The sequence below is a fragment of the Microbacterium profundi genome, assembly GCF_000763375.1.
Classification (GTDB): Bacteria; Actinomycetota; Actinomycetes; order Actinomycetales; family Microbacteriaceae; genus Microbacterium; species Microbacterium profundi.
The window spans coordinates 134,085-155,610 of the sequence record NZ_JPSY01000003.1; the positions used below are offsets into that span (position 1 = coordinate 134,085).

General features: G+C 67.1%; 19 protein-coding genes and 1 pseudogene. 5 read left to right on the top strand and 15 right to left on the bottom strand.

Annotation, left to right across the window (positions count from 1 at the left end):
* Both nirD and nirB read right to left on the bottom strand, forming a co-directional pair.
* Nucleotides 1-393, bottom strand: a complete 393-nt coding sequence (gene nirD / locus JF52_RS0113300; protein WP_052167043.1) for a nitrite reductase small subunit NirD — start codon at nucleotides 391-393, stop codon at nucleotides 1-3.
* Complete coding sequence (gene nirB, locus JF52_RS0113305; protein ID WP_268746251.1) at nucleotides 390-2,969, bottom strand: nitrite reductase large subunit NirB; 2,580 nt, start codon at nucleotides 2,967-2,969, stop codon at nucleotides 390-392. Before nirB ends, nirD begins: the two co-directional genes overlap by 4 nt.
* 206 nt (nucleotides 2,970-3,175) lie before the next feature.
* On the opposite strand from nirB, the gene JF52_RS0113310 reads away from it, so the two are divergent.
* Together JF52_RS0113310 and JF52_RS0113315 are read left to right on the top strand one after the other, a co-directional pair.
* Nucleotides 3,176-4,549 carry a DUF349 domain-containing protein gene (locus JF52_RS0113310; protein ID WP_234000239.1) on the top strand — a complete coding sequence of 458 codons (1,374 nt, stop codon included), beginning with the start codon at nucleotides 3,176-3,178 and terminating at the stop codon, nucleotides 4,547-4,549.
* 51 nt (nucleotides 4,550-4,600) lie between these two features.
* Nucleotides 4,601-5,206: a hypothetical protein gene (locus JF52_RS0113315; RefSeq protein ID WP_052167044.1), complete on the top strand. Its 606-nt coding sequence runs from the start codon at nucleotides 4,601-4,603 to the stop codon at nucleotides 5,204-5,206.
* On the opposite strand, the gene JF52_RS0113320 is transcribed toward JF52_RS0113315, so the two are convergent.
* The 10 genes from JF52_RS0113320 to pdxS form a co-directional block, all read right to left on the bottom strand.
* Nucleotides 5,176-7,425: a RelA/SpoT family protein gene (locus JF52_RS0113320; RefSeq protein WP_033107093.1), complete on the bottom strand. Its 2,250-nt coding sequence runs from the start codon at nucleotides 7,423-7,425 to the stop codon at nucleotides 5,176-5,178. The two genes, JF52_RS0113315 and JF52_RS0113320, sit on opposite strands and share 31 nt — an antisense overlap.
* A 65-nt stretch (nucleotides 7,426-7,490) precedes the next feature.
* Complete coding sequence (secF, locus tag JF52_RS0113325; RefSeq protein ID WP_033107094.1) at nucleotides 7,491-8,480, bottom strand: protein translocase subunit SecF; 990 nt, start codon at nucleotides 8,478-8,480, stop codon at nucleotides 7,491-7,493.
* Entirely contained in the window at nucleotides 8,480-10,207 is a 1,728-nt protein-coding gene (gene secD, locus JF52_RS0113330; RefSeq protein ID WP_033107095.1) for a protein translocase subunit SecD, read from the bottom strand. Before secD ends, secF begins: the two co-directional genes overlap by 1 nt.
* Before the next feature lie 43 nt (nucleotides 10,208-10,250).
* Nucleotides 10,251-10,661, bottom strand: a complete 411-nt coding sequence (locus JF52_RS0113335; RefSeq protein WP_033107096.1) for a preprotein translocase subunit YajC — start codon at nucleotides 10,659-10,661, stop codon at nucleotides 10,251-10,253.
* Between the two features lie 69 nt (nucleotides 10,662-10,730).
* Complete coding sequence (ruvB, locus tag JF52_RS0113340) at nucleotides 10,731-11,771, bottom strand: Holliday junction branch migration DNA helicase RuvB (protein WP_052167045.1); 1,041 nt, start codon at nucleotides 11,769-11,771, stop codon at nucleotides 10,731-10,733.
* Nucleotides 11,764-12,387 (bottom strand): Holliday junction branch migration protein RuvA, encoded by a 624-nt coding sequence (gene ruvA / locus JF52_RS0113345; RefSeq protein WP_033107097.1) that lies wholly within the window; start codon nucleotides 12,385-12,387, stop codon nucleotides 11,764-11,766. The genes ruvB and ruvA overlap by 8 nt, the downstream gene beginning before the upstream one ends.
* 9 nt (nucleotides 12,388-12,396) lie before the next feature.
* On the bottom strand, nucleotides 12,397-12,981 hold the full coding sequence (gene ruvC / locus JF52_RS0113350) for a crossover junction endodeoxyribonuclease RuvC (RefSeq protein WP_033107098.1): 585 nt from the start codon (nucleotides 12,979-12,981) through the stop codon (nucleotides 12,397-12,399).
* Nucleotides 12,982-13,028: 47 nt separating this feature from the next.
* On the bottom strand, nucleotides 13,029-13,787 hold the full coding sequence (locus tag JF52_RS0113355) for a YebC/PmpR family DNA-binding transcriptional regulator (RefSeq protein ID WP_033107099.1): 759 nt from the start codon (nucleotides 13,785-13,787) through the stop codon (nucleotides 13,029-13,031).
* Between the two features lie 196 nt (nucleotides 13,788-13,983).
* On the bottom strand, nucleotides 13,984-14,577 hold the full coding sequence (gene pdxT / locus JF52_RS0113360; protein WP_033107100.1) for a pyridoxal 5'-phosphate synthase glutaminase subunit PdxT: 594 nt from the start codon (nucleotides 14,575-14,577) through the stop codon (nucleotides 13,984-13,986).
* Complete coding sequence (gene pdxS, locus JF52_RS0113365) at nucleotides 14,567-15,484, bottom strand: pyridoxal 5'-phosphate synthase lyase subunit PdxS (RefSeq protein WP_052167046.1); 918 nt, start codon at nucleotides 15,482-15,484, stop codon at nucleotides 14,567-14,569. The genes pdxT and pdxS overlap by 11 nt, the downstream gene beginning before the upstream one ends.
* Before the next feature lie 96 nt (nucleotides 15,485-15,580).
* Between pdxS and JF52_RS0113370 the strand changes: the two genes are divergently transcribed.
* Both JF52_RS0113370 and pdxY read left to right on the top strand, forming a co-directional pair.
* Nucleotides 15,581-16,888 (top strand): aminotransferase class I/II-fold pyridoxal phosphate-dependent enzyme, encoded by a 1,308-nt coding sequence (locus tag JF52_RS0113370; RefSeq protein WP_033107101.1) that lies wholly within the window; start codon nucleotides 15,581-15,583, stop codon nucleotides 16,886-16,888.
* 39 nt (nucleotides 16,889-16,927) lie between these two features.
* Nucleotides 16,928-17,779, top strand: coding sequence for a pyridoxal kinase PdxY (pdxY, locus tag JF52_RS0113375; RefSeq protein ID WP_033107102.1), 852 nt, complete (start codon nucleotides 16,928-16,930; stop codon nucleotides 17,777-17,779).
* 214 nt (nucleotides 17,780-17,993) lie between these two features.
* On the opposite strand, the gene JF52_RS0113380 is transcribed toward pdxY, so the two are convergent.
* From JF52_RS0113380 to JF52_RS17850, 3 genes are all read right to left on the bottom strand, one after another.
* Nucleotides 17,994-18,527, bottom strand: a complete 534-nt coding sequence (locus JF52_RS0113380) for an HIT family protein (protein WP_033107326.1) — start codon at nucleotides 18,525-18,527, stop codon at nucleotides 17,994-17,996.
* Between the two features lie 56 nt (nucleotides 18,528-18,583).
* Complete coding sequence (thrS, locus tag JF52_RS0113385) at nucleotides 18,584-20,512, bottom strand: threonine--tRNA ligase (RefSeq protein ID WP_052167077.1); 1,929 nt, start codon at nucleotides 20,510-20,512, stop codon at nucleotides 18,584-18,586.
* 387 nt (nucleotides 20,513-20,899) lie between these two features.
* Nucleotides 20,900-21,292 carry a transposase gene (locus JF52_RS17850; protein WP_033107104.1) on the bottom strand — a complete coding sequence of 131 codons (393 nt, stop codon included), beginning with the start codon at nucleotides 21,290-21,292 and terminating at the stop codon, nucleotides 20,900-20,902.
* Nucleotides 21,293-21,311: 19 nt separating this feature from the next.
* Here JF52_RS17850 and JF52_RS17855 point away from each other — a divergent pair.
* Nucleotides 21,312-21,503 (top strand): annotated as a pseudogene (locus tag JF52_RS17855) (glutaminase); the annotation flags it as partial.
* Nucleotides 21,504-21,526 lie beyond the last annotated feature (23 nt).

A 21,526-nucleotide genomic window follows, 5' to 3' on the forward strand; every position in this document is an offset into this window, starting at 1 on the left:
TCAGCCCACCTCCTGCAGCGCCTCGTCGGACGACCGAGCCGCATGCGAAGGCAGATACACGTCGTCTCCGTCGATGCGAACTGCCCATACGCCGAGGGCCAGAGCAGGTTTTCCCTGGCTCTCCACGCACTCGCCGGTCCGCAGATCGAACACCTGCTTGTGCATGGGCGAGGCGATCGTCGGCGCATCACCCCTCGTGCCGACGATGCCGCGCGAGATCACGTTCGCCCCGCTGTACGGATCGAGGTTCGAGACGGCATGCACGGTGCCGTCACGGAGCAGGAACAGCGCGATCTGCTCCGCCCCGAGCAGTGCGGCGCGGCCCCGCTCCACCTCGAGGTCATGGATGCTGCACACGCGCACCGCGCTGCGGGTGTCGGGCATGAGCGTCATCGACGCACCTCCAGGGTGGTTCCGGCGATCATCACGCCACCTGCCTCGCGTTCCTCTGACGTGGCCGGTCGGAGCTGGCCACGGGTCGCGACGTACGCGAGGGACGGATCCGGTGTCTCGGTCGCGTTCACGAACGACTCGAAGCGCTTGAGCTTCTGCGGATCGCGCAGCGTCGCCGCCCACTCGTCCTCGTAGTTGTCGACATGCCTGGCCATCGCGGCGTCGAGGTCGGCGCAGATGCCGAGCGAGTCGTCGAAGATGACCTCCTTGAGCCCGGCGAGTCCGCCGTCGAGCTCTTCGCACCAGGGTGCGGTGCGCTGCAGGCGGTCGGCCGTGCGGATGTAGTACATGAAGAACCGGTCGATGGCGCTGATCAGCTCATCATCGGAGAGCCCTGAGGCCAGGAGTTCGGCGTGCCGTGGTGTGAACCCGCCGTTGCCGCCGACGTACATGTTCCACCCGGTCTCTGTCGCGATGACGCCGACGTCCTTACCTCGCGCCTCGGCGCACTCGCGCGCACATCCCGACACGCCGATCTTGAGCTTGTGGGGCGCCCTGAGGCCGCGGTACCGCAGCTCGAGCCGAACAGCCATGCCCACCGAGTCGAGCACCCCGTAGCGGCACCAGGTCGAGCCGACGCACGACTTCACCGTCCGCAGCGACTTTCCGTACGCCTGGCCGGATTCGAAGCCGGCGTCGACCAGTCGCTGCCAGATGAGCGGCAGCTGCTCCAGGCGCGCCCCGAACATGTCGATGCGCTGTCCGCCGGTGAGCTTCGTGTACAGGCCGAAGTCCTCGGCGACCTGTCCGATCACCATCAGGCCTGCGGGTGTCACCTCGCCGCCCGGCATCCGCGGCACGACGGAGTAGGTGCCGTCCTTCTGCATGTTGGCCATGACGTGATCGTTGGTGTCCTGCAGAGTCGCGTTCTCGCCGTCGAGCACGTGCGCGCCGACGAGGACGGAGAGAATGCTGGCGAGGGCCGGCTTGCAGATGTCGCAGCCGCGACCGCGGCCGAATCGCTCGATCACGGCGCTGAACGTCGTGAGCTCCGACACGCGCACCGCATCGAAGAGCTGCCGGCGCGACATGTCGAAGTGCTCGCACAGCGCGTTCGACACGGTCTGACCGAGCTTCGCGAGCTCCTGCCCCACGACCTTCTTCACCATGAGCACGCACGAGCCGCAGGTCGCACCCGCCCTGGTGCAGGCCTTGACGGCACCGGCATCCATGCAGCCCTCTTCGTGCACGGCCTGCCGGATCCGGCCGGCCGTCACATTCGAACACGAGCACACCACGGCCTCGTCGGGCAGCGCGCCTCCCGTCGCTTCGACGCCGCCCTCGGGCATCAGATATGCGACAGGATCAGCGCCGAGTCTGGCACCCACCAGCGGACGCAGCGAGCCGTACGCCGCTGCGTCTCCGACGAGGATGCCGCCGAGCAGAGTCTGCGCATCGTCCGAGAGCACGAGCTTCTTGTAGACGCCGGCCACGGGGTCGGCATACACGACATCGAGCGCGTTCGGCGTCTGCGCGAACGCATCCCCGAAGCTCGCGACGTCGACGCCGGACAGTTTGAGCTTGGCCGACTCGTCGTAGCCGGGGAACGTCGCGTCGCCGCCGAGCAGCCGCGTCGCGGCGACCTCTGCCATCGCGTACCCCGGGGCGACCAGACCGACACTGCGGCCGTCGAAGTTCGCCACCTCGCCGATCGCGAGGATGGCAGGATCACTCGTGCGACAGCGATCATCGATCAGCACGCCCCCGCGGGGGTGCACGTCGATCTGCGCGTTGCGGGCGAGTTCGTCGCGTGGGCGCACCCCGACGGTGAAGATCACGACGTCCGCGCGCTGGAAGCTGCCGTCCTGGAACTCCAGTGCGGTGACGGCGCCCGATTCATCCGGATCGAGTCTCGTCGTCCGCGACTCGGTGCGCACCGAGATGCTGCGCGCCTCGATCAGGCGGCGCAGCATCCCGCCTCCCGCGAGGTCGAGCTGGGCGGACATCAGCCGATCGGAGGACTGCACGACCGTGCAGTCGACCTCGAGCCCCTGCAAGGCGCCTGCGGCCTCGAGCCCGAGAAGCCCGCCGCCGATGACGGCGCCACGCAGTGGCCTTCCGAGTTCGGCGCTGCGGTGCTGCACGAACCGCCGCAGTTCCTGCACATCGTCGAGCGTGCGGTAGACGAAGCATCCGGGCAGGTCGGCACCGTCGACCGCCACACGCGCGGCATACGATCCGGTCGCGAGTACGAGCGTGTCGTAGGCGATCGCCTGCCGTGCGCGCGTCACCACCGTCTGCGTCCGCCGATCGATGCGGACCACGCGGTCGTCGGCGATCAAGGCGACGCGCTCGTCGTCGAAGACCGCACGATCGAGGGTCAGCTCCGTCGGCGTCGCACCGGAGAAGTACCCGGTGAGTCCGACGCGGTCGTACGGATGCCGTCCTTCGTCGCCGATCACGGTGATGTGCACTGCGCCCTCGGGGTTGCTCAACACGCTCTCGACGAACCGGTGCGCCACCATTCCGGCGCCCACGACGACGACCCGTGTCGCCGCTTCGGTGTTCTCGTTCACTGCGCCTCCAGCACGTCGGGGATGACCAGACACTATGAGCGCGGTGTTTCGCGGACCCGGCGGCTCCCGTTACGCGCGTCGAACGTTCTCCTCACAAAACGGTAACGAGACTGTGAGGTCCGGCCCCCTCGAGCACTGCCCCGCTCGTACTAGGCTGAACAACGTCCCTTCCCTCTCCCGCGGGCTGACCGCGCTAGGAGCACATCGTGTCTGCCACCGAGCCTTCGAAGCCGACTCCCCCTGTCCCCTCACCTCCTGTTCCCGGGCCCCCGCGCATCCCGATGCCGCCGCGCACTGCCGCACCGGCTCAGGCCGCTGCACCCGTGTCGCCGGTGTCACCGGTCGCGGCCGCCGACTCCGCCGACTGGGGTCGCGTGAGCGAAGACGGAACCGTCGAGGTGCGCGAGGGCGAGGAGTGGCGGGTCGTCGGTCAGTATCCGGATGGCACCTCGGATGAGGCTCTCGCCTACTTCGTGCGCAAGTTCGACGATCTCGCGTTCAAGGTGCACACGCTCGAGCAGCGTCATCAGGCCGGGGGTGCGTCCGCCAGTGACCTGACGACGCAGGCCAAGCGCCTCGTCGACGAGGTGACGGGTGCTGCGGCCGTGGGCGATCTCGCATCGCTGCACGCCAGGCTCGAGACGCTCAGCACCGCCCTGTCGGAGGCCAGCGCCGCTGAGGCCGAGCAGGCCAAGGAACTCGTGGACGCTGCCATCGCCGAACGGACCGTCCTCGTCGAGAGCATCGAGCAGATCGCCGCGCGCGACCTCGCGAAGGTGCAGTGGAAGCAGGTCACCGAAGAGGTCACCGCGCTCTTCGACGCGTGGCAGGCACAGCAGCAGAGCGGTCCCCGCCTGCCCAAGGGCATCTCGCAGCAGCTCTGGAAGCGGTTCCGCGACGCCCGTTCCGTCGTCGACAAGAGCCGCCGTGCGTTCTACTCCGACCTCGACGAGACGCACAAGGCCGCGCGCGACCGCAAGGCGCAGTTGATCGAGCGAGCCGAAGCGCTGGCACCCAAGGGCGTCGACGGCATCCCGGCATATCGCACGCTGCTCGACGACTGGAAGGCATCCGGTCGCGCAGGGCGCAAGGCCGACGACGCACTGTGGGCACGGTTCAAGGCCGCCGGCGACGCGCTGTACGCGGCACGCGCAGAGCAGTCCGCCGCGGAAGAGGCGGAGTCGGCTCCGAAGATCGAGGCCCGCGAGACGCTGCTCGAAGACGCCAAAGCCGTCGCCGATGAGCCTGACATCAAGCAGGCACGCGCCCTTCTCACCCGCATCCAGCGCCAGTGGGATGACGTGGGACGCATCTTCCCGCGCGACCGCGAGCGTGCACTGGACGACAAGCTGCGCACGATCGAGCAGGCGCTCAAGTCGCGCGAAGAGGTCGACTGGAAGCGCAACAACCCCGAGACCAAGGCGCGTGCGAACGACATGAGCCAGCAGCTCCTCGACGCGATCGAGAAGCTCGAGGGCGAGAAGGCCGCGGCCGAGAAGGCCGGCGACAAGAAGGCAGCCAAGGAGGCGGCGGACGCTCTCGAAGCGCGCCGTGCCTGGCTGAACGCGCTCGACGGCTGACCTTATCCACAGCCCACCCCGGCGAGGAGAGCAGGGAGCCACACTGAATGTGTGGATCCGTCACTGTTCTACCGACCCGGGGCGCTGCTGTCTCAGCAGGAGCTGAGCGCTGCGCGCCTTGATGGACTGCTCGTCGAGGTCGGTGAGGGGTACATGCCTGTCGATCTGCCGGAGGATGCCGGGGCCAGGGCCGCGGCGCTCGCACCGATCCTCTCCCCCGGCTACGCCATGAGCGGGCCCACCGCGGCGTGGGTGCACGGGATCGGCGACGGGCCACCACTGCGCCATCACATCCAGCGCGCCGTCGATCGCCGACCTCGAGTCCAGCCACGGCACAACGTGATCGTCCACGAAGGACAGGTGCCGGCGGACGATCTGATGCTGGTCGCCATCATGCCGGTGACGACGCCGCTGCGCACGTTGACCGATCTCGTCCTGACCTCGAGCCGGTACGGCGAGTGCGCGACATGGATGCGCACCATGGCGGCAGCGTGTCCGTCACTCGTGCCGCTGGTGCAGACCCTCCTCGCCGCACGGTCACGGATGCCGGGTAAGCGGGCTGCACTGGCCGTCGTCGCCGAGCTCCTGGACCAGCGCGCGCCGGGTGCTCGTGTCGAAGAGTTCGCTCAGGAAGAGGTGACCCGGTACACGTCGTAGACCGCGTCGATGCGGCGAACCGCGTTGAGCACGCGATCCAGGTGCACTGAGTCGCCCATCTCGAACACGAATCGGCTGATCGCCAGTCGCTCGTCGTTGGTGTTCACGGTCGCCGAGAGGATGTTCAAGTGGTGCTCGCTGAGCACGCGCGTGACATCGGAGAGCAGACCTGCACGGTCGAGCGCTTCGACCTGGATATGCACCCGAAACACGCTCTTGGTCGTCGGTGCCCATTCGACCTCTACGAAACGCTGCTCTTCGGCGCTGAGAGCCTTGACGTTGACGCAGTCCGTGCGGTGCACGGACACGCCGCTGCCGCGGGTGACGAAGCCGACGATCGGGTCACCCGGCACAGGAGTGCAGCACTTGGCGAGCTTGACGAGGATGTCATCCGCGCCGCGCACCAGGATGCCGGAGTCGCCGGTGCGCGGCTCGCGGGTGCGGGAGCCTCCCGGAATCTCGATCGCACCGGTCGTGGTGTCGTTCGCCGCGATGAGGGCGGTGACCTTCTCCAGCACCGACTGGGTGGAGACGTGGCCCTCGCCGACCGCGGCGTAGAGGGCGGAGACGTCTTCGTAGTGCAGCTGCTGGGCCACTTCGGCGAAGGAATCATGGCTCATCAGCTTCTGCAGCGGCAGGTTCTGACGGCGCATCGCGCGGGCGATGGACTCCTTGCCCTGCTCGATGGCCTCTTCGCGCCGCTCCTTCGTGAACCAACCGCGGATCTTGTTGCGCGCGCGTGTGCTCTTGACGAAGCTGAGCCAGTCCTGGCTGGGACCGGCATCCGGATTCTTGGAGGTGAACACCTCGACGACGTCACCGCTCTTCACGGCCGTCTCGAGCGGCACCAGGCGGCCGTTGACCTTCGCACCCATGGTGCGGTGGCCGATCTCGGTGTGCACGGCGTACGCGAAGTCGACAGGCGTCGCACCGGAGGGAAGGCCGATGACCCGGCCCTTCGGGGTGAAGACGTAGACCTCCTTCGCGCCGATCTCGAAGCGCAGCGAGTCGAGGAACTCGCTGGGGTCGGCGGTCTCGGCCTGCCAATCCGAGATATGGGCCAACCAGGTCATATCGGTGTCGGTGGGTCCGGCGACAGGCTTTCCGCCGTTCATCCGCTCCTTGTACATCCAGTGCGCGGCCACGCCGAATTCCGCCTGCTGATGCATCTCATGCGTGCGGATCTGGATCTCGACCGTACGCCCGCTCGGCCCGATGACCGTGGTGTGCAGGGACTGGTAGAGGTTGAACTTCGGGGTGGCGATGTAGTCCTTGAACCGGCCGGGAAGCGGCGTCCAGCGTGCGTGGATCGCGCCGAGGACGGCGTAGCAGTCGCGCACCGAGTTCACCAGCACGCGGATGCCGATGAGGTCGTAGATGTCGTCGAACTCGCGTCCGCGGATCACCATCTTCTGGTACACGGAGTACAGCTGCTTCGGTCGGCCGCCGACCTTGCCGCGGATCCTCAGATCATGCAGGTCCTCGTTGATGGACTCGATGACCTGCTTGAGGTACTTCTCGCGCTGAGGGGTGCGCTGCGCGATGAGGCTGTTGATCTCGGCGTAGATCTTGGGATGCAGCACCGCGAACGAAAGGTCTTCGAGTTCGGACTTGATCGCCTGGATGCCGAGGCGATTGGCGAGCGGAGCGTAGATCTCCAGCGTCTCCCTGGCCTTGCGCTCCGCCTTCTCCGGCGGGACGAATCCCCAGGTGCGGGCGTTGTGCAGGCGGTCGGCGAGTTTGATCAGCAGCACTCGGATGTCCTTGGACATCGCCACGATCATCTTGCGGACTGTCTCCGCCTGAGCGCTCTCGCCGTACTTGACCTTGTCGAGCTTGGTGACGCCGTCGACGAGCATCGCGACCTCGTCGCCGAAGGCTTCGGTCAGGTCGGAGAGCGCGTAGCCGGTGTCTTCGACCGTGTCGTGCAGCAGAGCCGCCGCTATGGCGCGCGGTCCGAGGCCCATCTCGGCGAGGATCTGCGCGACGGCGAGCGGATGCGTGATGTACGGTTCGCCGCTCTGCCGCTTCTGCCCCTCGTGCTTCTCGTTGGCGACCCGGTACGCGCGTTCGATGATCGCGAGGTCACCCTTCGGATGGTTCACCCGGACCGTGCGCACGAGGTTGTCGAGGTCGTTGATGCGGGGCGCGCGTGAGAAGATGCGGGGCACCAGCCTCCTCAGACTGGATCCCTGCGCCTGAGTGTTAGCCTCAGCCATCACTGCACCTCCGGGTCAGAACATCCTACGCGTCGCGAACAGGCACCCACTCGCGCCTGACGGTGCTACGCGTCGGCGCGTGCGCGTTCGCGCAGCTCGAGCACGCGGTTGTCCCGAGCGATGATCTGCGGCTCCTTCTCGCGGAACAGCGAGTACAGCGGCGCGGCCACGAACAGCGTCGAGTATGTGGCGACGAGGATGCCGACGAAGATCGACAGCGAGATGTCGGTGAGGGTCTCCGCGCCGAGCCAGAACGACCCGATGAACAGGATCGCCCCGACGGGGAGCGCCGCGACGATCGAGGTGTTGATCGACCGGATCAGTGTCTGGTTGACAGCCAGGTTGACGGCCTCGCCGAAGGTACGGGACGAGTTCTCGCCGTCCTCCGTCGTGTTCTCCCTGATCTTGTCGAACACCACAGTCGTGTCGTAGAGCGAATACGCGAGGATCGTGAGGAAGCCGATCACCGCCGCCGGCGAGATCTCGAAACCGGCAAGCGCGTACACGCCGACGGTGATGACGAGAACGTCGAGCAGACCGAGGATCGCCGCTGCCGACATCTTCCAGGTGCGGAAATAGATCGCGAGGATCAGGAACGTCAGCGCGAGGAAGATCGCGAGGCCCCAGAGCGACTGCCTGGTGACGCTCTCACCCCAGACCGGACCGATGAACGAGGAGGTGACCTCTTCGGCGGGAACGTCGTATGCCTCTGCCAGGGCGCCGGCGACGCTCTGCGTCTCCTCCGGGCTCATCTGCGAGGTCTGCACACGCACATCCGTGCCGTTCACGATGGCGACCTTGGCTGCGGCTTCGGGAACCACGGAGCGGACGGCACCCGAGGCGATCGACTGGTCGGTGCTGTCCGGTGCGAGCACCGTGAACTGCGAACCGCCCGTGAACTCGATCGAGAACTGCACCGGGCGCAGAAGCGGGACGAGAGCGGATGCGACGACGAGAGCGATCGCGATCACGAACCACAAGCGCCGGCGGCCGACGAACGGGAACGAGGTCTTCCCGCTGTAGAGGTTGTTGCCGAATTCATCCATGGAGGCCATCAGCGCTCTCCCTCGCTTCCGGCGTCGGTGGATCTGTCGCCGGCCAGCGCCTCTGCGCGCTTGCGCTCTGCGATGGTCTGACGGCGTTCTGCTTCTGCGCGTGAACGGCTGTTCCTGGCAGCGCGTCCGACGGTCGCCGACGTGACCTGACGGTACTGCGTGCGTGTGCGGTACACCGCGCCGAGCGCGTCGGGGTCGAGGCCGGACAGCTTGTGACCGCCCCCGAAGAACCGTGTTCGAGCCAGCAACTGCATCACTGGGTGCGTGAAGATCACGAAGATGAACACGTCGATCAGCGTCGTGAGACCCAGGGTGAAGGCGAACCCCTTCACGGTGGAATCGGCGAGGATGTAGAGCACCACGGCGGCGAGGATGTTGATCGACTTCGAGATGTAGATGGTTCTCTTCGCGCGACCCCATCCGTCCTCGACTGCACCGGTGATCGACTTGCCGTCACGCAGTTCGTCACGGATGCGCTCGAAGTAGACGATGAACGAGTCGGCCGTGAAACCGATCGACACGATCAGACCCGCGACGCCGGCGAGCGACAGGCGGAAGCCGAGCCGCCAGGCCAGGATGCACACGATGATGTAGGTCAGAATGCCCATCACCGCGATGGACGCGATGATCACCGAGCCGAGCGCACGGTAGCTGAGCAGCGAGTAGAGCGCGACGAGCGCGAGGCCGATGAGGCCGGCGATCAGACCGATCTGCAGCTGCTGCGTGCCGAGCGTCGCGGAGACCGTGTCGGAGCTCTCGGTCGTGAAGCTGAGCGGCAGTGCGCCGTACTTGAGCTGGTCGGCGAGCGTTTCCGCCGTCTCCTGAGTGAACGAACCCGAGATGCTGGGCTTGCCGTTCAGGATCTGGGCGTTCATCTGCGGTGCGGAGATGACCTTGCCGTCCAGCACGAACGCGAACTGGTCTCGGGGGCTGAGTCCGTCGAGCTGGTTCTGGTAGAGCCGCTGGCTGATCTTGCCGAAGACGTCGGTGCCGTTGCCGTCGAGTACGAGGTTCACAGTCCACGCGCCCGAGTCGGGCGCGCGTCCGCTGGTCGCGTCGTCGATGGCGTCGCCGGAGAGCTCCATCGGGCCGAGGATGTACTTCACGGCCCCGGTGTCGTCGCATGTGATCAGCGGCTCGTCCTCGGACGCGTCCGCCGCGGTGTTCTCGGGATCTGCGCAGTCGAAGGCGAGGAACTCGGACTGCAGTCTCTCCGTGACCCACGCCATGTCGCTGCCGTCGGTCGGCTCTGCGGTCGGAACGTCGTTGGCGCTGGGATCCGGCGACGGGTACGGCGTGGCGTTGCCGTCTTCGCCGACGAACTCGGTCGCGGGATCTCCCACGTAGATGACGGAGCGGAACTCGAGTTGTGCGCTCGCCTGGATCCGCGCTCGTGTCTCGTCGTCGGCCGTGCCGGGGATCTGGACGACGATGTTGCGTCCGCCCTCAGTCGTGACGTCGGCCTCGGCGACGCCCGCGGCGTCGACGCGCTGGCGGATGATCGCCGCGGCCTGGTCGAGCTGCTCCTGCGTGGGATCAGCTCCGTCTTCTGTCACCGCGCCGAGCACGATCTGGGTGCCGCCTTGGAGATCGAGCGCGAGCTCAGGAGCCCAGGAACTCTTCCCGAGCATGACACCGATCGTGTTCACGCCGAAGAGCGCCGCAGTCACGATCAGAAGGCTGAGAAGAACCTTCCAGGCGTGACGGACTGGAGAAGAAGATGCCACGTACGTTCAGCTTTCTACGATGCCGGGCGGGCGAGGCGAGGGTCTACTTGCCGTCGGAGTCGCGATCCAGGCGGGCCCGGGTCTCCTCCGGGGTCTCGAGCGAGGGCTGAGACTCGTCGACGATGACGGGTGCATCATCGACAGCATCCGACTCGGCGTCGTCGTCGGTCTCGATGACCACGTCCTTCGGCTCGACGATGCGGAGGATCGCCTGGCTGTGCACCTCGATGATGGTACCGGGCGCGATCTCCACGAGGGCGGGCGAGTCGAGGTCTTCCGCGTCGTAGGCGACGATGGTTCCGTAGATTCCGCCCTGCATCAGAACCTTGACGCCGGGGACCGTCTTGGTGGCCTTCTCCTCCTGATCGGCCTTCAGCTGCTTCTGACGCTTGCGCGTGTTGAGGAACATGAAGACGAGGAGAACTGCGAGGAGTCCGAAGAGGACGATTTCCATCAGGCGAAGCCTTTCAAAGAGCGCACGCCATCGAAGGACGCGCAGAGGGTCGGGGGAAGCCTCCAGCGATTATAGATCATTGAACAATGCGGCAGTCTCCGGATGCTGCAGTCCGAGGTGTTCGTAGGCCTCCGGCATCGCCACACGACCCCGCGGAGTGCGGCCCAGGAACCCGATCCGCACGAGGAATGGCTCGACGACGCTCTCGACGGTCTCGGCTTCCTCACCGACCGCGACGGCAAGAGTGCTGAGGCCGACCGGACCACCGCGGAACCTGCGCACGAGCGTGTCGAGCACCGCACGATCGAGGCGATCGAGGCCGATCGGATCGACGTCGTACAGCTCGAGAGCGGCCCGCACCTCGGCGATCGAGGCGGAACCGTGCTCGCCGTGGACGAGGGCGTAGTCGCGCACACGGCGCAGCAGACGGTTGGCGATGCGGGGTGTTCCCCGTGAACGGCGTGCGATTTCCGCACGTGCGTCGCCGGGCATCGACACGCCGAGCATGCCGGACGATCGAAGGATGACCTTCTCGAGGTCGCTGTCGTCGTAGAACTCGAGGTGACCGGTGAACCCGAATCGGTCACGCAGCGGGTTGGGGAGCAGTCCGGAGCGCGTCGTGGCGCCGACGAGCGTGAACGGTGCCAGATCGAGCGGGATGCTGGTGGCGCCAGCGCCCTTTCCGACCATGATGTCGATGCGGAAGTCCTCCATCGCGAGATACAGCATCTCCTCCGCGGAACGCGCCATGCGGTGGATCTCGTCGATGAACAGCACCTCGCCGGGCACCAGGCTGGACAGCAGCGCGGCAAGGTCGCCGGCGTGCTGGATGGCGGGACCACTGGAGAGGCGCAAGGGACGCTCGCTCTCGTGCGCGACGATCATCGCGAGCGTCGTCTTTCCGAGTCCTGGCGGACCCGCGAGGAGAATATGGTCGGGTGAGCGGTTCTGGATCCGCGCAGCATCGAGCAGCAGCTGCAGCTGACCGCGCACCTTCGGCTGTCCTATGAACTCTCCGAGACTGCCGGGGCGCAGGGCGCCTTCGATCGCGAGCTCCGCCTCGTCGATGGGCTCGGCGCTCCTGCCTTCCGGCGAGCCTTCGTCAACCACGTGGTGCTCCTGCCTTCGCCGGGCCGAGCGCGGCCAGGGCCTGCCGCAGCAGCGCCGACACCGACCGGCGGTCGGCATCGCTCGCCGACTCAGCTGTCTCCGTCGCTGCTTCGTTCGCGACCTTCTCCGACCAGCCGAGCCCGACCAGAGCCGCGGTCACCTGCGCGACGACGTCCGTTCCTGTCGCGGAGCGAGCATCGGCCGCGCGCGGCGACGGCGCCTTGAGCTTTCCGGAGAGCTGCACGACGATGAGCTTCGCGGTCTTCGGGCCGATCCCGGACACGCGTCGAAACGGCGCGTCGTCGTCTTCTGCCACGGCCGTCGCGATCTGGTCGACCGTGAGGTGTCCGAGCACGCCCAGCGCAGACTTCGGTCCGACGCCCGTGACGCTGAGCAGGTGTCCGAACACCTCCAGCTCGAGGGGTTCCGCGAATCCGAACAGGGTGAGGGCGTCCTCGCGGACGATCAGGCTGGTGTGCAGGCGCAGTTGCTCGCCGATGCGGCTCGTGTGCGCGAAGTCTCCGGTGACGAAGACGAAGAACCCCACGCCGCCGACCTCGATCACGACATGGTCGGCACCTGTGGAGAGCACGGTCCCGTGCAGCGAGGAGATCATTCTCCCAGCCTACGAGCCTGATCGTATGTATGTTCGAGCGACACGCTCAGCATCCGCCCACGCGCGCTGCGCCGGCGTCAGGGTTTCAGCCGTACCTGGTACTGCACCGGCCCTGCGCCAGGCGTGACAGAGGGCGATCGCGAGGGCATCGGCCGCGTCGGCGGGCTGCGGCGGAGCGTCGAGGCGCAGGATGCGGGCGATCATCGCCTGCACCTGCTTCTTGTCCGCCGAGCCGTAGCCGGTGACGGCGGCCTTCACCTCGCTGGGTGTGTGGGTCGCGGCGGGCAGGCCCGCTTCCGCGGCGAGCAGCAGTGCGACGCCGCTCGCCTGCGCCGTCGCCATCACGGTGTGGCTGTTGTGCTGTGCGAAGACACGCTCGACGGCGACGGCATCCGGTCGGTGCTGCTCGAGGGCGGACCTGATCCCGGCGGCTATCGCGGCGAGGCGGTCGCCGATCGGCATCTCCGGAGGCGTGCGGATGACGCCGACGTGCACGAGGGTGCCGCGGCGCGAGCGATCGACGTCGACGATGCCGACGCCGCACCGGGTGAGACCGGGGTCGATGCCGAGCACGCGCAGAGAGGAAGCCGCCACCCTCCCAGGCTAAGCGCCTCGAGGTGTGGCGGCTTGCGCGGCGCGCCTTACTCGTCGTTCTCGAGTTCGGCCTGCACCTGCGCGGTCAGGTCGAAGTTGCTGTAGACGTTCTGCACGTCCTCGCTGTCTTCGAGCGCATCGATGAGGCGGAAGATCTTCCGTGCGGTGTCGGCGTCGATCTCGACCTTGAGGTTCGGCACGAACTCGACGTCGGCGGACTCGTAGTCGATGCCCGCATCCTGCAGCGCGGTGCGAACGGTCACGAGGTCGGATGCGTCGGTGATGACCTCGAAGCCCTCGGCGTGCGGCTCGATCTCCTCGGCGCCGGCCTCGAGCGCCGCCATCATGACATCATCCTCGGACGTACCTTCGGAGCCGACGACGATGACGCCCTTGCGGGTGAAGTTGTAGGCGACGCTGCCAGGGTCCGCCAGGGTGCCGCCGTTGCGGCTGAGAGTGGTGCGAACCTCGGCGGCCGCACGGTTCTTGTTGTCGGTGAGGCACTCGATCATCAGAGCCACGCCGTTGGCGCCGTAGCCCTCGTACATGATCGAGAGGTACTCGATCGATTCGCCGCCGATGCCTGCGCCGCGCTTGACCGCGCGGTCGATGTTGTCCTTCGGGACGGACATCTTCTTCGCCTTGAACACGGCGTCGAACAGCGTCGGGTTGCCGGCCATATCGGCGCCGCCGAGCTTCGCCGCGACCTCGATGTTCTTGATGAGCTTGGCCCATGACTTCGCGCGCCTGGAGTCGATGACCGCCTTCTTGTGCTTGGTCGTCGCCCACTTGGAATGCCCGGACATATGTCTCCGCTCGTCGTATCCGCCCTGCTGACATCGCAGCGCGTCGTCCATTCTAAAAGATTCCGCCCGCGTCGTGTCACACCACGGGTCCAGAACCGCGGAGGTCTCGACGCACGTGTCAGCAGGAATCACACCTGTCAGCCGAAAACGCGGTGTTTCGGCCGACATCCGTCATCTGCGCTGACAGGCGTGCGGGTCAACGAGCATGTACGGCCGCAAGGAAGCGCTCGTGGAAGCGCGTCTCCCCGGTGATCTCGGGGTGGAAGCTGATGCCGAGCAGCGCACCCTGCTCGACCGCGACGACTCGGCCGTCGTCCAGGCCGGCCAGCACTGCGGCTTCCGGCCCGACGTGCTCGATGACAGGCCCTCGGATGAATGCCGCACGCACCTGTTCGGGCCCGAGCGCCGGCACGTCCAGGACAGCTTCGAACGACTCGACCTGCCGTCCGAAGGCGTTCCGGCGCACCACGACGTCGAGCCCGCCGAACGACTCCTGACCGTCGATCGCATCCACGAGACTGTCGGCGAGCATGATGAGGCCGGCGCACGTGCCGAGCATCGGCATCCCATCGCGAATCGCTTCGCGAATCGGATGCTGCAGACCGAACAGCCGCGACAGCTTGTCGATCACGCTCGACTCGCCGCCGGGGATCACGAGGCCTGAGACCTGCGCGAGCTCCTCGGGGCGGCGCACGCGGACGACGTCCACCCCGAGGTCGCGCAGAACCCGCTCGTGCTCTCGCACGTCGCCCTGCAGCGCCAGGACGCCGACGGTGGGGTTACCAGCCACGCTCGGAGAGTCGGTGCGGTGCCGGGAGGTCGGCGACGTTGATCCCGACCATGGCTTCACCCAGTCCGCGCGAGACCTCGGCGACGACCTTGGGATCGTCGTAGAACGTCGTGGCCTTCACGATCGCGGCGGCACGCTCCGCCGGGTTGCCCGACTTGAAGATCCCGGAGCCGACGAACACGCCGTCCGCACCGAGCTGCATCATCATCGCGGCATCCGCCGGAGTGGCGACGCCGCCGGCGACGAACAGCACGACGGGGAGCTTCCCGGTCTCGGCGATCTCGGCGACGAGTTCGTAGGGCGCCTGCAGCTCCTTCGCGGCGACGAACAGCTCGTCCTTGGGCAGTGCGGTGAGCGCAGCGATCTCGCCGCGGATCTTGCGGATGTGCTTCACGGCCTCTGAGATGTCTCCGGTGCCGGCCTCGCCCTTGGAGCGGATCATCGCCGCACCCTCGTTGATGCGCCGCAGCGCCTCGCCCAGGTTGGTCGCGCCGCAGACGAAGGGAACCTTGAAGCCGAACTTGTCGATGTGGTTCACGTAGTCGGCTGGCGAGAGCACCTCGGACTCGTCGATGTAGTCGACGCCCAGCTCCTGCAGCACCTGCGCCTCGACGAAGTGTCCGATGCGCGCCTTAGCCATGACCGGGATGGAGACGGTCTCGATGATGCTGTCGATCATGTCCGGGTCGCTCATGCGCGAGACGCCGCCCTGCGCACGGATGTCGGCGGGGACGCGCTCGAGCGCCATGACGGCGACGGCGCCTGCGTCTTCGGCGATCTTGGCCTGATCTGCCGTGACCACGTCCATGATGACGCCGCCCTTGAGCATCTCGGCGAGACCGCGCTTGACGCGCGATGACCCTGTCGTGGGATTCTGGCCGGTGGTGGGATTCTGGTCTGCAGCCATGAGCTGTTCCTTCCGGGTATCCAAACGTGCACTTTGATCTATGCCAAAAGATACCACCGCTCGAGCGCCCCGTAGACTCGCATGTCGAGGGGTGACATGAATGACCAGATCACGGGTGCCACGGCATCCGACATCGCGACGAGCGTGCGCGAACTGCGTGACCGCGGCGTGCTGCGTCCCGGTGCCGCGCTCCCGCCGGTGCGCGAGCTCGCAGCACGTCTCGGGGTGAACCGCAACACCACCGTCGCGGCGTACCGGCAACTGGCGCAGGCGGGTCTCGTCGTCAGCCGTGGACGGGCGGGCACCATGCTCGTCGAACACGACGCGGTCGCGCAGGAGGGCTACGCCGCCGACACCGTGCTGCGCGATGTCGGCACCGGCAACCCCGACCCTCGGCTGATTCCCGACCCCACCCCTGTGCTGGCGACGGTCACCGGGCGTCCTGTCCTGTACGGCGAACCTGTGATCGACACCGGACTCGAGGCGTGGTCACGCGAGTGGATCTCCCCCGACCTCCCGGCGCCCGACTTCCGCATCACGATCACCAGCGGAGCGGTGGATGCTGTCGAGCGCCTTCTCGCGCAGGCGCTGATGCGCGATGACGCAGTGGCTCTCGAAGACCCGTGCTTCCTCGCGAGCATCCACACGGTCCGTCTCGGCGGTTACCGTGCGGTCCCGGTGGCGGTGGACGACGAGGGGATGACGGTCGACGCACTGCGCGCGGCGCTCGACGCCGGGGTCAGGGCGATCATCTGCACACCGCGAGCGCAGAACCCGACCGGGGTGAGCCTCTCCCCCGCACGCGCCGCGGCGTTGCGGGAACTGCTGGCCGAGCATCCGTACGTCCTGATCATCGAGGACGACCACTTCTCGATGCTCTCCTCCCGTGGGTATGAGAGCCTGATTGGCCCTGATCACAAGCGCTTCGCGCTGTTGCGGTCGGTGTCGAAGTTCCTGGGTCCGGACATGTGCCTCGCGGTCGCGGCGACGGATCCGGAGACCGCCGAGCGGCTCGCCATGCGGCTGAGCCCCGGCACGACCTGGGTGAGCCACCTGCTGCAGCGCCTGACGCTGGGACTGCTCGAAGACAGCGGCGTGCGCACAGCGATCCGAGCCGCGGGCACGCACTACGCCGAACGCAACGCCGCGTTCGCGGAGCAGCTGCGCGCACACGGTATCGAGACCCGCTACGTGGACGGAATGAATCTCTGGGTCGAACTGCCGATCCCCGCGCAGATCGTTTCGGAGCGGCTGATGCGTCGTGGCTGGCTGGTGCGGACCGGTGACGGATTCTCGCTCACGAACGCGGACACGCCGTCACATCATCTGCGGCTCACCGTGCACGATCTGACAGACGATGACGCGGCGCAGCTCGTCGAGGACATCGCCGGCGCGGTGCGCTGAGGTGCGCGTGGCGGCATCGAGCAGTGAGAAGATCGAAGGATGAAGATCCTCTCGATCCAGTCAGCTGTCGCCTACGGCCACGTCGGCAACTCCGCCGCGGTGTTCCCCCTGCAGCGCATCGGCGTCGACGTGCTTCCCGTGTACACGGTCAATTTCTCGAACCACACCGGTTACGGCGCATGGCGCGGGCCGATGATCGATCCGAGCGACGTCGCCGACGTCATCACGGGGATCGAGGAGCGCGGTGCCTTCGCACAGGTCGACGCGATCCTGTCGGGCTATCAGGGCGGCGAGGGCATCGGCGATGTCATCATCGACGCCGTCGCGCGAGTGAAGGCCGCGAATCCGAACGCGCTCTACGCGTGCGACCCGGTCATGGGCAATGCGAAATCCGGATGCTTCGTCGCGCCGGCGATCCCCGAGCTTCTGCGCGAGCGCGTCGTACCCGTCGCCGACATCATCACGCCGAACCAGTTCGAGCTGGGCTTCCTCACCGGCACCGATCCCGACACCCTCGAGTCGACCCTCGCATCGGTCGATGCCGCGCGCGCGATGGGCCCGTCGACGGTGCTCGTCACGAGCGTCGAGCGGCCCGACCGTGAAGAGGGCACGATCGAGATGCTCGCGGCCGACGATGCCGGAGCCTGGATCGTACAGACGCCCTTCCTGCCGATGAAGGCCAATGGCTCGGGCGACGTGACTGCGGCACTGTTCACGGCCCACTATGTCTCCACGGGCAGCGCGAAGGTCGCTCTCGAGCGCACCGCGTCGAGCGTATTCGACCTGCTGCAATTGACGCTGGATTCGGGCGACCGCGAGCTGCAGCTCATCGAGGCGCAGGAGTCCTACGCGCACCCGAAGATGCAGTTCAGCGCGCGTCAGGTGCGCTGAGCGGATATCCCGCGGGTCGTTGAGCGAGCGCAGCGAGTCGAAGCCTCAGTTCCTGGGCCCAGCCCCGCGGGTCGTTGAGCGAGCGCAGCGAGACGAAACGGGTTGAGCGAGCGCAGCGAGTCGAAGCCTCAGCGAGCCCAGCGTGACATCCCGCGGGTCGTTGAGCGAGCGCAGCGAGACGAAACGGGTTGAGCGAGCGCAGCGAGTCGAAGCCTCATCCCTGAGGCCAGGCGTGCGCCACGGCCTCGCGCACCTGTCCGAGCAACTGCGGCAGCGCCTTTGTCTTGGCGATGATCGGGAAGAAGTTCGAATCCGATTTCCAGCGCGGCACGATGTGCTGATGCAGGTGTCCGTCGACGCCGGCGCCGGCGACCGCGCCCTGGTTCATGCCCAGGTTGAATCCGTCGCAGTTCGACACCTCACGAAGCACGCGCATGCCGGTCTGCGTCAGGGCGCCGATCTCGGCGACCTCTTCCGCCGTCGCCTGGTCGTACGTCGCGATGTGGCGGTACGGGCACACGAGCAGGTGCCCCGAGTTGTACGGGAACAGGTTCAGCAGCACGTAGGCAGTCTCGCCGCGCGCGACGATGAGTCGCTCGGCATCCGGATGCTTCGGTGCCTCGCAGAACGGGCACTCGTCGCGCAGCGGTTCAGGACCCGCTTGGATGTACGCCAGCCGGTGCGGGGTCCACAGCCGCTGGAACTCATCGGGGATGCCGGCGAGGTGCCCGGCATCCTCCGCGCCCACGCCGGACGCCTCGGTCTCCGACGCGGCGTCGGTGAACGATGGGTCCGGCGTCGTTGTCACGCCAGATCCTCCACTGTGTGCACGAGCGCGTGGGTGTCGATCGCCGCACGGATGCGAGCCACGGCATCCGCGATCGGCACGCCGTTCTCCTGCGTACCGTCACGGAAGCGGAACGAGACGGTGCCGGCATCCCGGTCCTTCTCCCCCGCGATGAGGATCAGCGGCACCTTGCCCGTGGTGTGGGTGCGGATCTTCTTCTGCATCCGGTCATCCGACACGTCGAGTTCGGCGCGCACGCCGCCGTCGCGCAACGTCGTGACGATCTCGCCGAGGTAGTCGGCGAAGTCATCTGCAACCGGGATGCCGACGACCTGCACCGGGGACAGCCACACCGGGAAGTCACCGGCGTAATGCTCGAGCAGGATGGCGAAGAAGCGCTCGATCGAACCGAACAGCGCGCGGTGGATCATGATCGGGCGCTTCTTCTGCCCGTCCTTGTCCATGAACTCGAGGTCGAAGCGCTCTGGGAGGTTCGGGTCGACCTGCACCGTTGACAGCTGCCACGTGCGGCCGATCGCATCGCGCGTCTTCAGGTCGATCTTGGGGCCGTAGAAAGCGGCCTCGCCGGGTACTTCGGTGAGCTTGAGACCGGATGCCACGGCGACGCGCCGCAACGCATCCGTCGAAGACTCCCAGAACTCGTCCGAGCCGATCCACTTCGCCTTCTCGTCGTCTTTCATCGACAGCTCGAGCTCGAAATCGGTGAGCCCGAAGTCGCGGAGCATCGACAGGATGAATTCGAGGACCTTCGCGACCTCGTCCTCCAGCTGATCGGGGGTGACGAAGAGGTGCGAGTCGTCCTGGGTGAATCCGCGCACGCGGGTGAGCCCGTGCAGTGCGCCGGAGAGCTCATTGCGGTAAACGGTGCCGTTCTCCGCGAGGCGCAGGGGCAGGTCGCGGTAGCTGCGCGCACGCTCCTTGTAGATGAGGATGTGCATCGGGCAGTTCATGGGCTTCAGGTAGTAGTCCTGGCCCTGCTTGGTGATCTCGCCGTTCTCGTCGCGCTCCTCGTCCATCACGATCGGAGGGAACATGCCCTCCTTGTAGGTGACGAGGTGGTTCGAGGTGAGGAAGAGGTCTTCCTTGGAGATGTGCGGCGTGTACACGTAGGTGTAGCCGCCCTCGATGTGGCGCTTGCGTGCGTGCTGCTCCATCTCGCCGCGGATCATGCCGCCGCGAGGGTGCCAGACCGACAGACCCGAGCCGATCTCCTCGGGGAACGAGAAGAGGTCGAGTTCCTTGCCGAGGCGGCGGTGGTCGCGCTTGGCCGCTTCTTCGAGCCGGTGCTGGTAGGCGCGCAGTTCGTCCTTGGTCGGCCAAGCGGTGCCGTAGATGCGCTGCAGCTGCGGGTTCTTCTCACTGCCGCGCCAGTAGGCGGCGGCGATGCGGGTGAGGTCCCAGCCGTTGCCGATCATGCGCGTGCTGGGCAGGTGGGGGCCGCGGCAGAGGTCCTTCCAGGCGACCTCGCCGTCCTTCGTGGTGTTGTCGTAGATGGTCAGCTCGCCCGCGCCCACCTCGACGGATGCGCCTTCGGCTGCTTCCTTGTTGCCGCCCTTGAGCCCGATGAGCTCGAGCTTGAACGGCTCGTTCGCGAGTTCGGCGCGGGCCTCGTCATCCGTGACCACACGGCGCACGAAGCGCTGTCCCTCGCGGACGATGCGCTGCATCTCCTTCGAGATCGCCTTGACGTCCTCGGGTGTGAACGGCGTCTCGACGCCGAAGTCGTAGTAGAAGCCATCGGTGACCGGCGGGCCGATGCCGAGGTTCGCCTGGGGGTTGATGCGCTGCACCGCCTGGGCGAGGACGTGCGCGGTCGAGTGCCGCAGGATCGCGAGCCCGTCTTCGCTGTCGATCGTGACGGGCTCGACCTCATCGGTCGTCGTCACGGTGGTCGCCAGATCCTTCAGGTCGCCGTTGACGCGCATCGCGACGACGGATCGGTCGGAGAACAAGGCGAAGCCGTCTGTCGGCTGGGCGTTTTCAGGCACTGATCACTCCATTTGGGTCGCCTCTAGGCTACTCGCCTCGCGGCGTCGTCTGCGCGCTCGGAGCGGATGCCGTCGGGGTCGTCCCCGTTAACGAAAAGTGCTCCCGTGGAGTGGAAGTCCACGGGAGCGGCGATCACGTTCGTCTAGGTGCGCGGGTCAGAATCGGGTGGCGTGGCGCGCGGCGTTGACTCTGGCATCGCGCGCTGACGGTCGCGAACGGGAACGGGCGGGCCGTTGCGGTGTGAGAGCGTGCGGGATCGCACGGCGAGGGGCTCGTGGCGACTGTCGGTGCGTGCTGTGACGCCCCGGGACCCCTGGGGAGGCCTATGCGGGCGCCAGCCCGGCGGCTGTAGCGACGCGGAGCTTGCGGAGGTTGTGGCAGATCGTGTGGAGTAGCCATTCGCCTTGGGCGCCGGCGAGTCCGCGTAGCCGGAGCTGTCCGGCGTTTTGCCGGGTCTTCATCTGCCCGAACGCGGGTTCAACGATGGCTTTGCGGCGCGCGTAGTCGGTGCGGCCCTGCTCGGTGCGCAGCGCGTGCGCCATCCGCTCCCGCCGGCTCGCGTCCTCTGGGGCCGGGTCCGGGGCGCCGGCGGTAGGGAAGCTCTCGCCGTGACGTTGCCGTCCCGTCGCGATCAACACCTGTGCGTCCAGATCGTCGGCGGCTTCGAGGTTGGGCGCCGGCTCTCTCACCGCCCCGGTGGCGGAGACTCTCGACACGTACTTCCGTCAGTGCTCCGTGCTCGTCACGGCGCGCGACATCGCCGTGATGGGAGCAACCCTCGCCAACGGCGGAGTGAATCCGGTGACGGGTGAGCGCGTCACCAGCGCGGAGACGTGCCAGCACGTCATGACGATCATGGCCACCTGCGGCATGTACGACTACGCCGGTGAATGGCTGCTGCGGGCCGGGCTCCCGGCGAAGTCAGGAGTCGCCGGCGGACTCGTCGCGAG

What these genes read in the sequence shown, in the direction of transcription:
- nirD (WP_052167043.1), bottom strand. Translation starts at nt 393, where the DNA reads ATGACGCTCATGCCCGACACCCGCAGCGCGGTGCGCGTGTGCAGCATC.
- JF52_RS0113320 (WP_033107093.1), bottom strand. Translation starts at nt 7,425, where the DNA reads ATGGCTGAGGCTAACACTCAGGCGCAGGGATCCAGTCTGAGGAGGCTG.
- secF (WP_033107094.1), bottom strand. Translation starts at nt 8,480, where the DNA reads ATGGCCTCCATGGATGAATTCGGCAACAACCTCTACAGCGGGAAGACC.
- JF52_RS0113335 (WP_033107096.1), bottom strand. Translation starts at nt 10,661, where the DNA reads ATGGAAATCGTCCTCTTCGGACTCCTCGCAGTTCTCCTCGTCTTCATG.
- ruvA (WP_033107097.1), bottom strand. Translation starts at nt 12,387, where the DNA reads ATGATCTCCTCGCTGCACGGGACCGTGCTCTCCACAGGTGCCGACCAT.
- JF52_RS0113355 (WP_033107099.1), bottom strand. Translation starts at nt 13,787, where the DNA reads ATGTCCGGGCATTCCAAGTGGGCGACGACCAAGCACAAGAAGGCGGTC.
- pdxS (WP_052167046.1), bottom strand. Translation starts at nt 15,484, where the DNA reads ATGGCTGCAGACCAGAATCCCACCACCGGCCAGAATCCCACGACAGGG.
- JF52_RS0113370 (WP_033107101.1), top strand. Translation starts at nt 15,581, where the DNA reads ATGAATGACCAGATCACGGGTGCCACGGCATCCGACATCGCGACGAGC.
- pdxY (WP_033107102.1), top strand. Translation starts at nt 16,928, where the DNA reads ATGAAGATCCTCTCGATCCAGTCAGCTGTCGCCTACGGCCACGTCGGC.
- thrS (WP_052167077.1), bottom strand. Translation starts at nt 20,512, where the DNA reads ATGCGCGTCAACGGCGACCTGAAGGATCTGGCGACCACCGTGACGACG.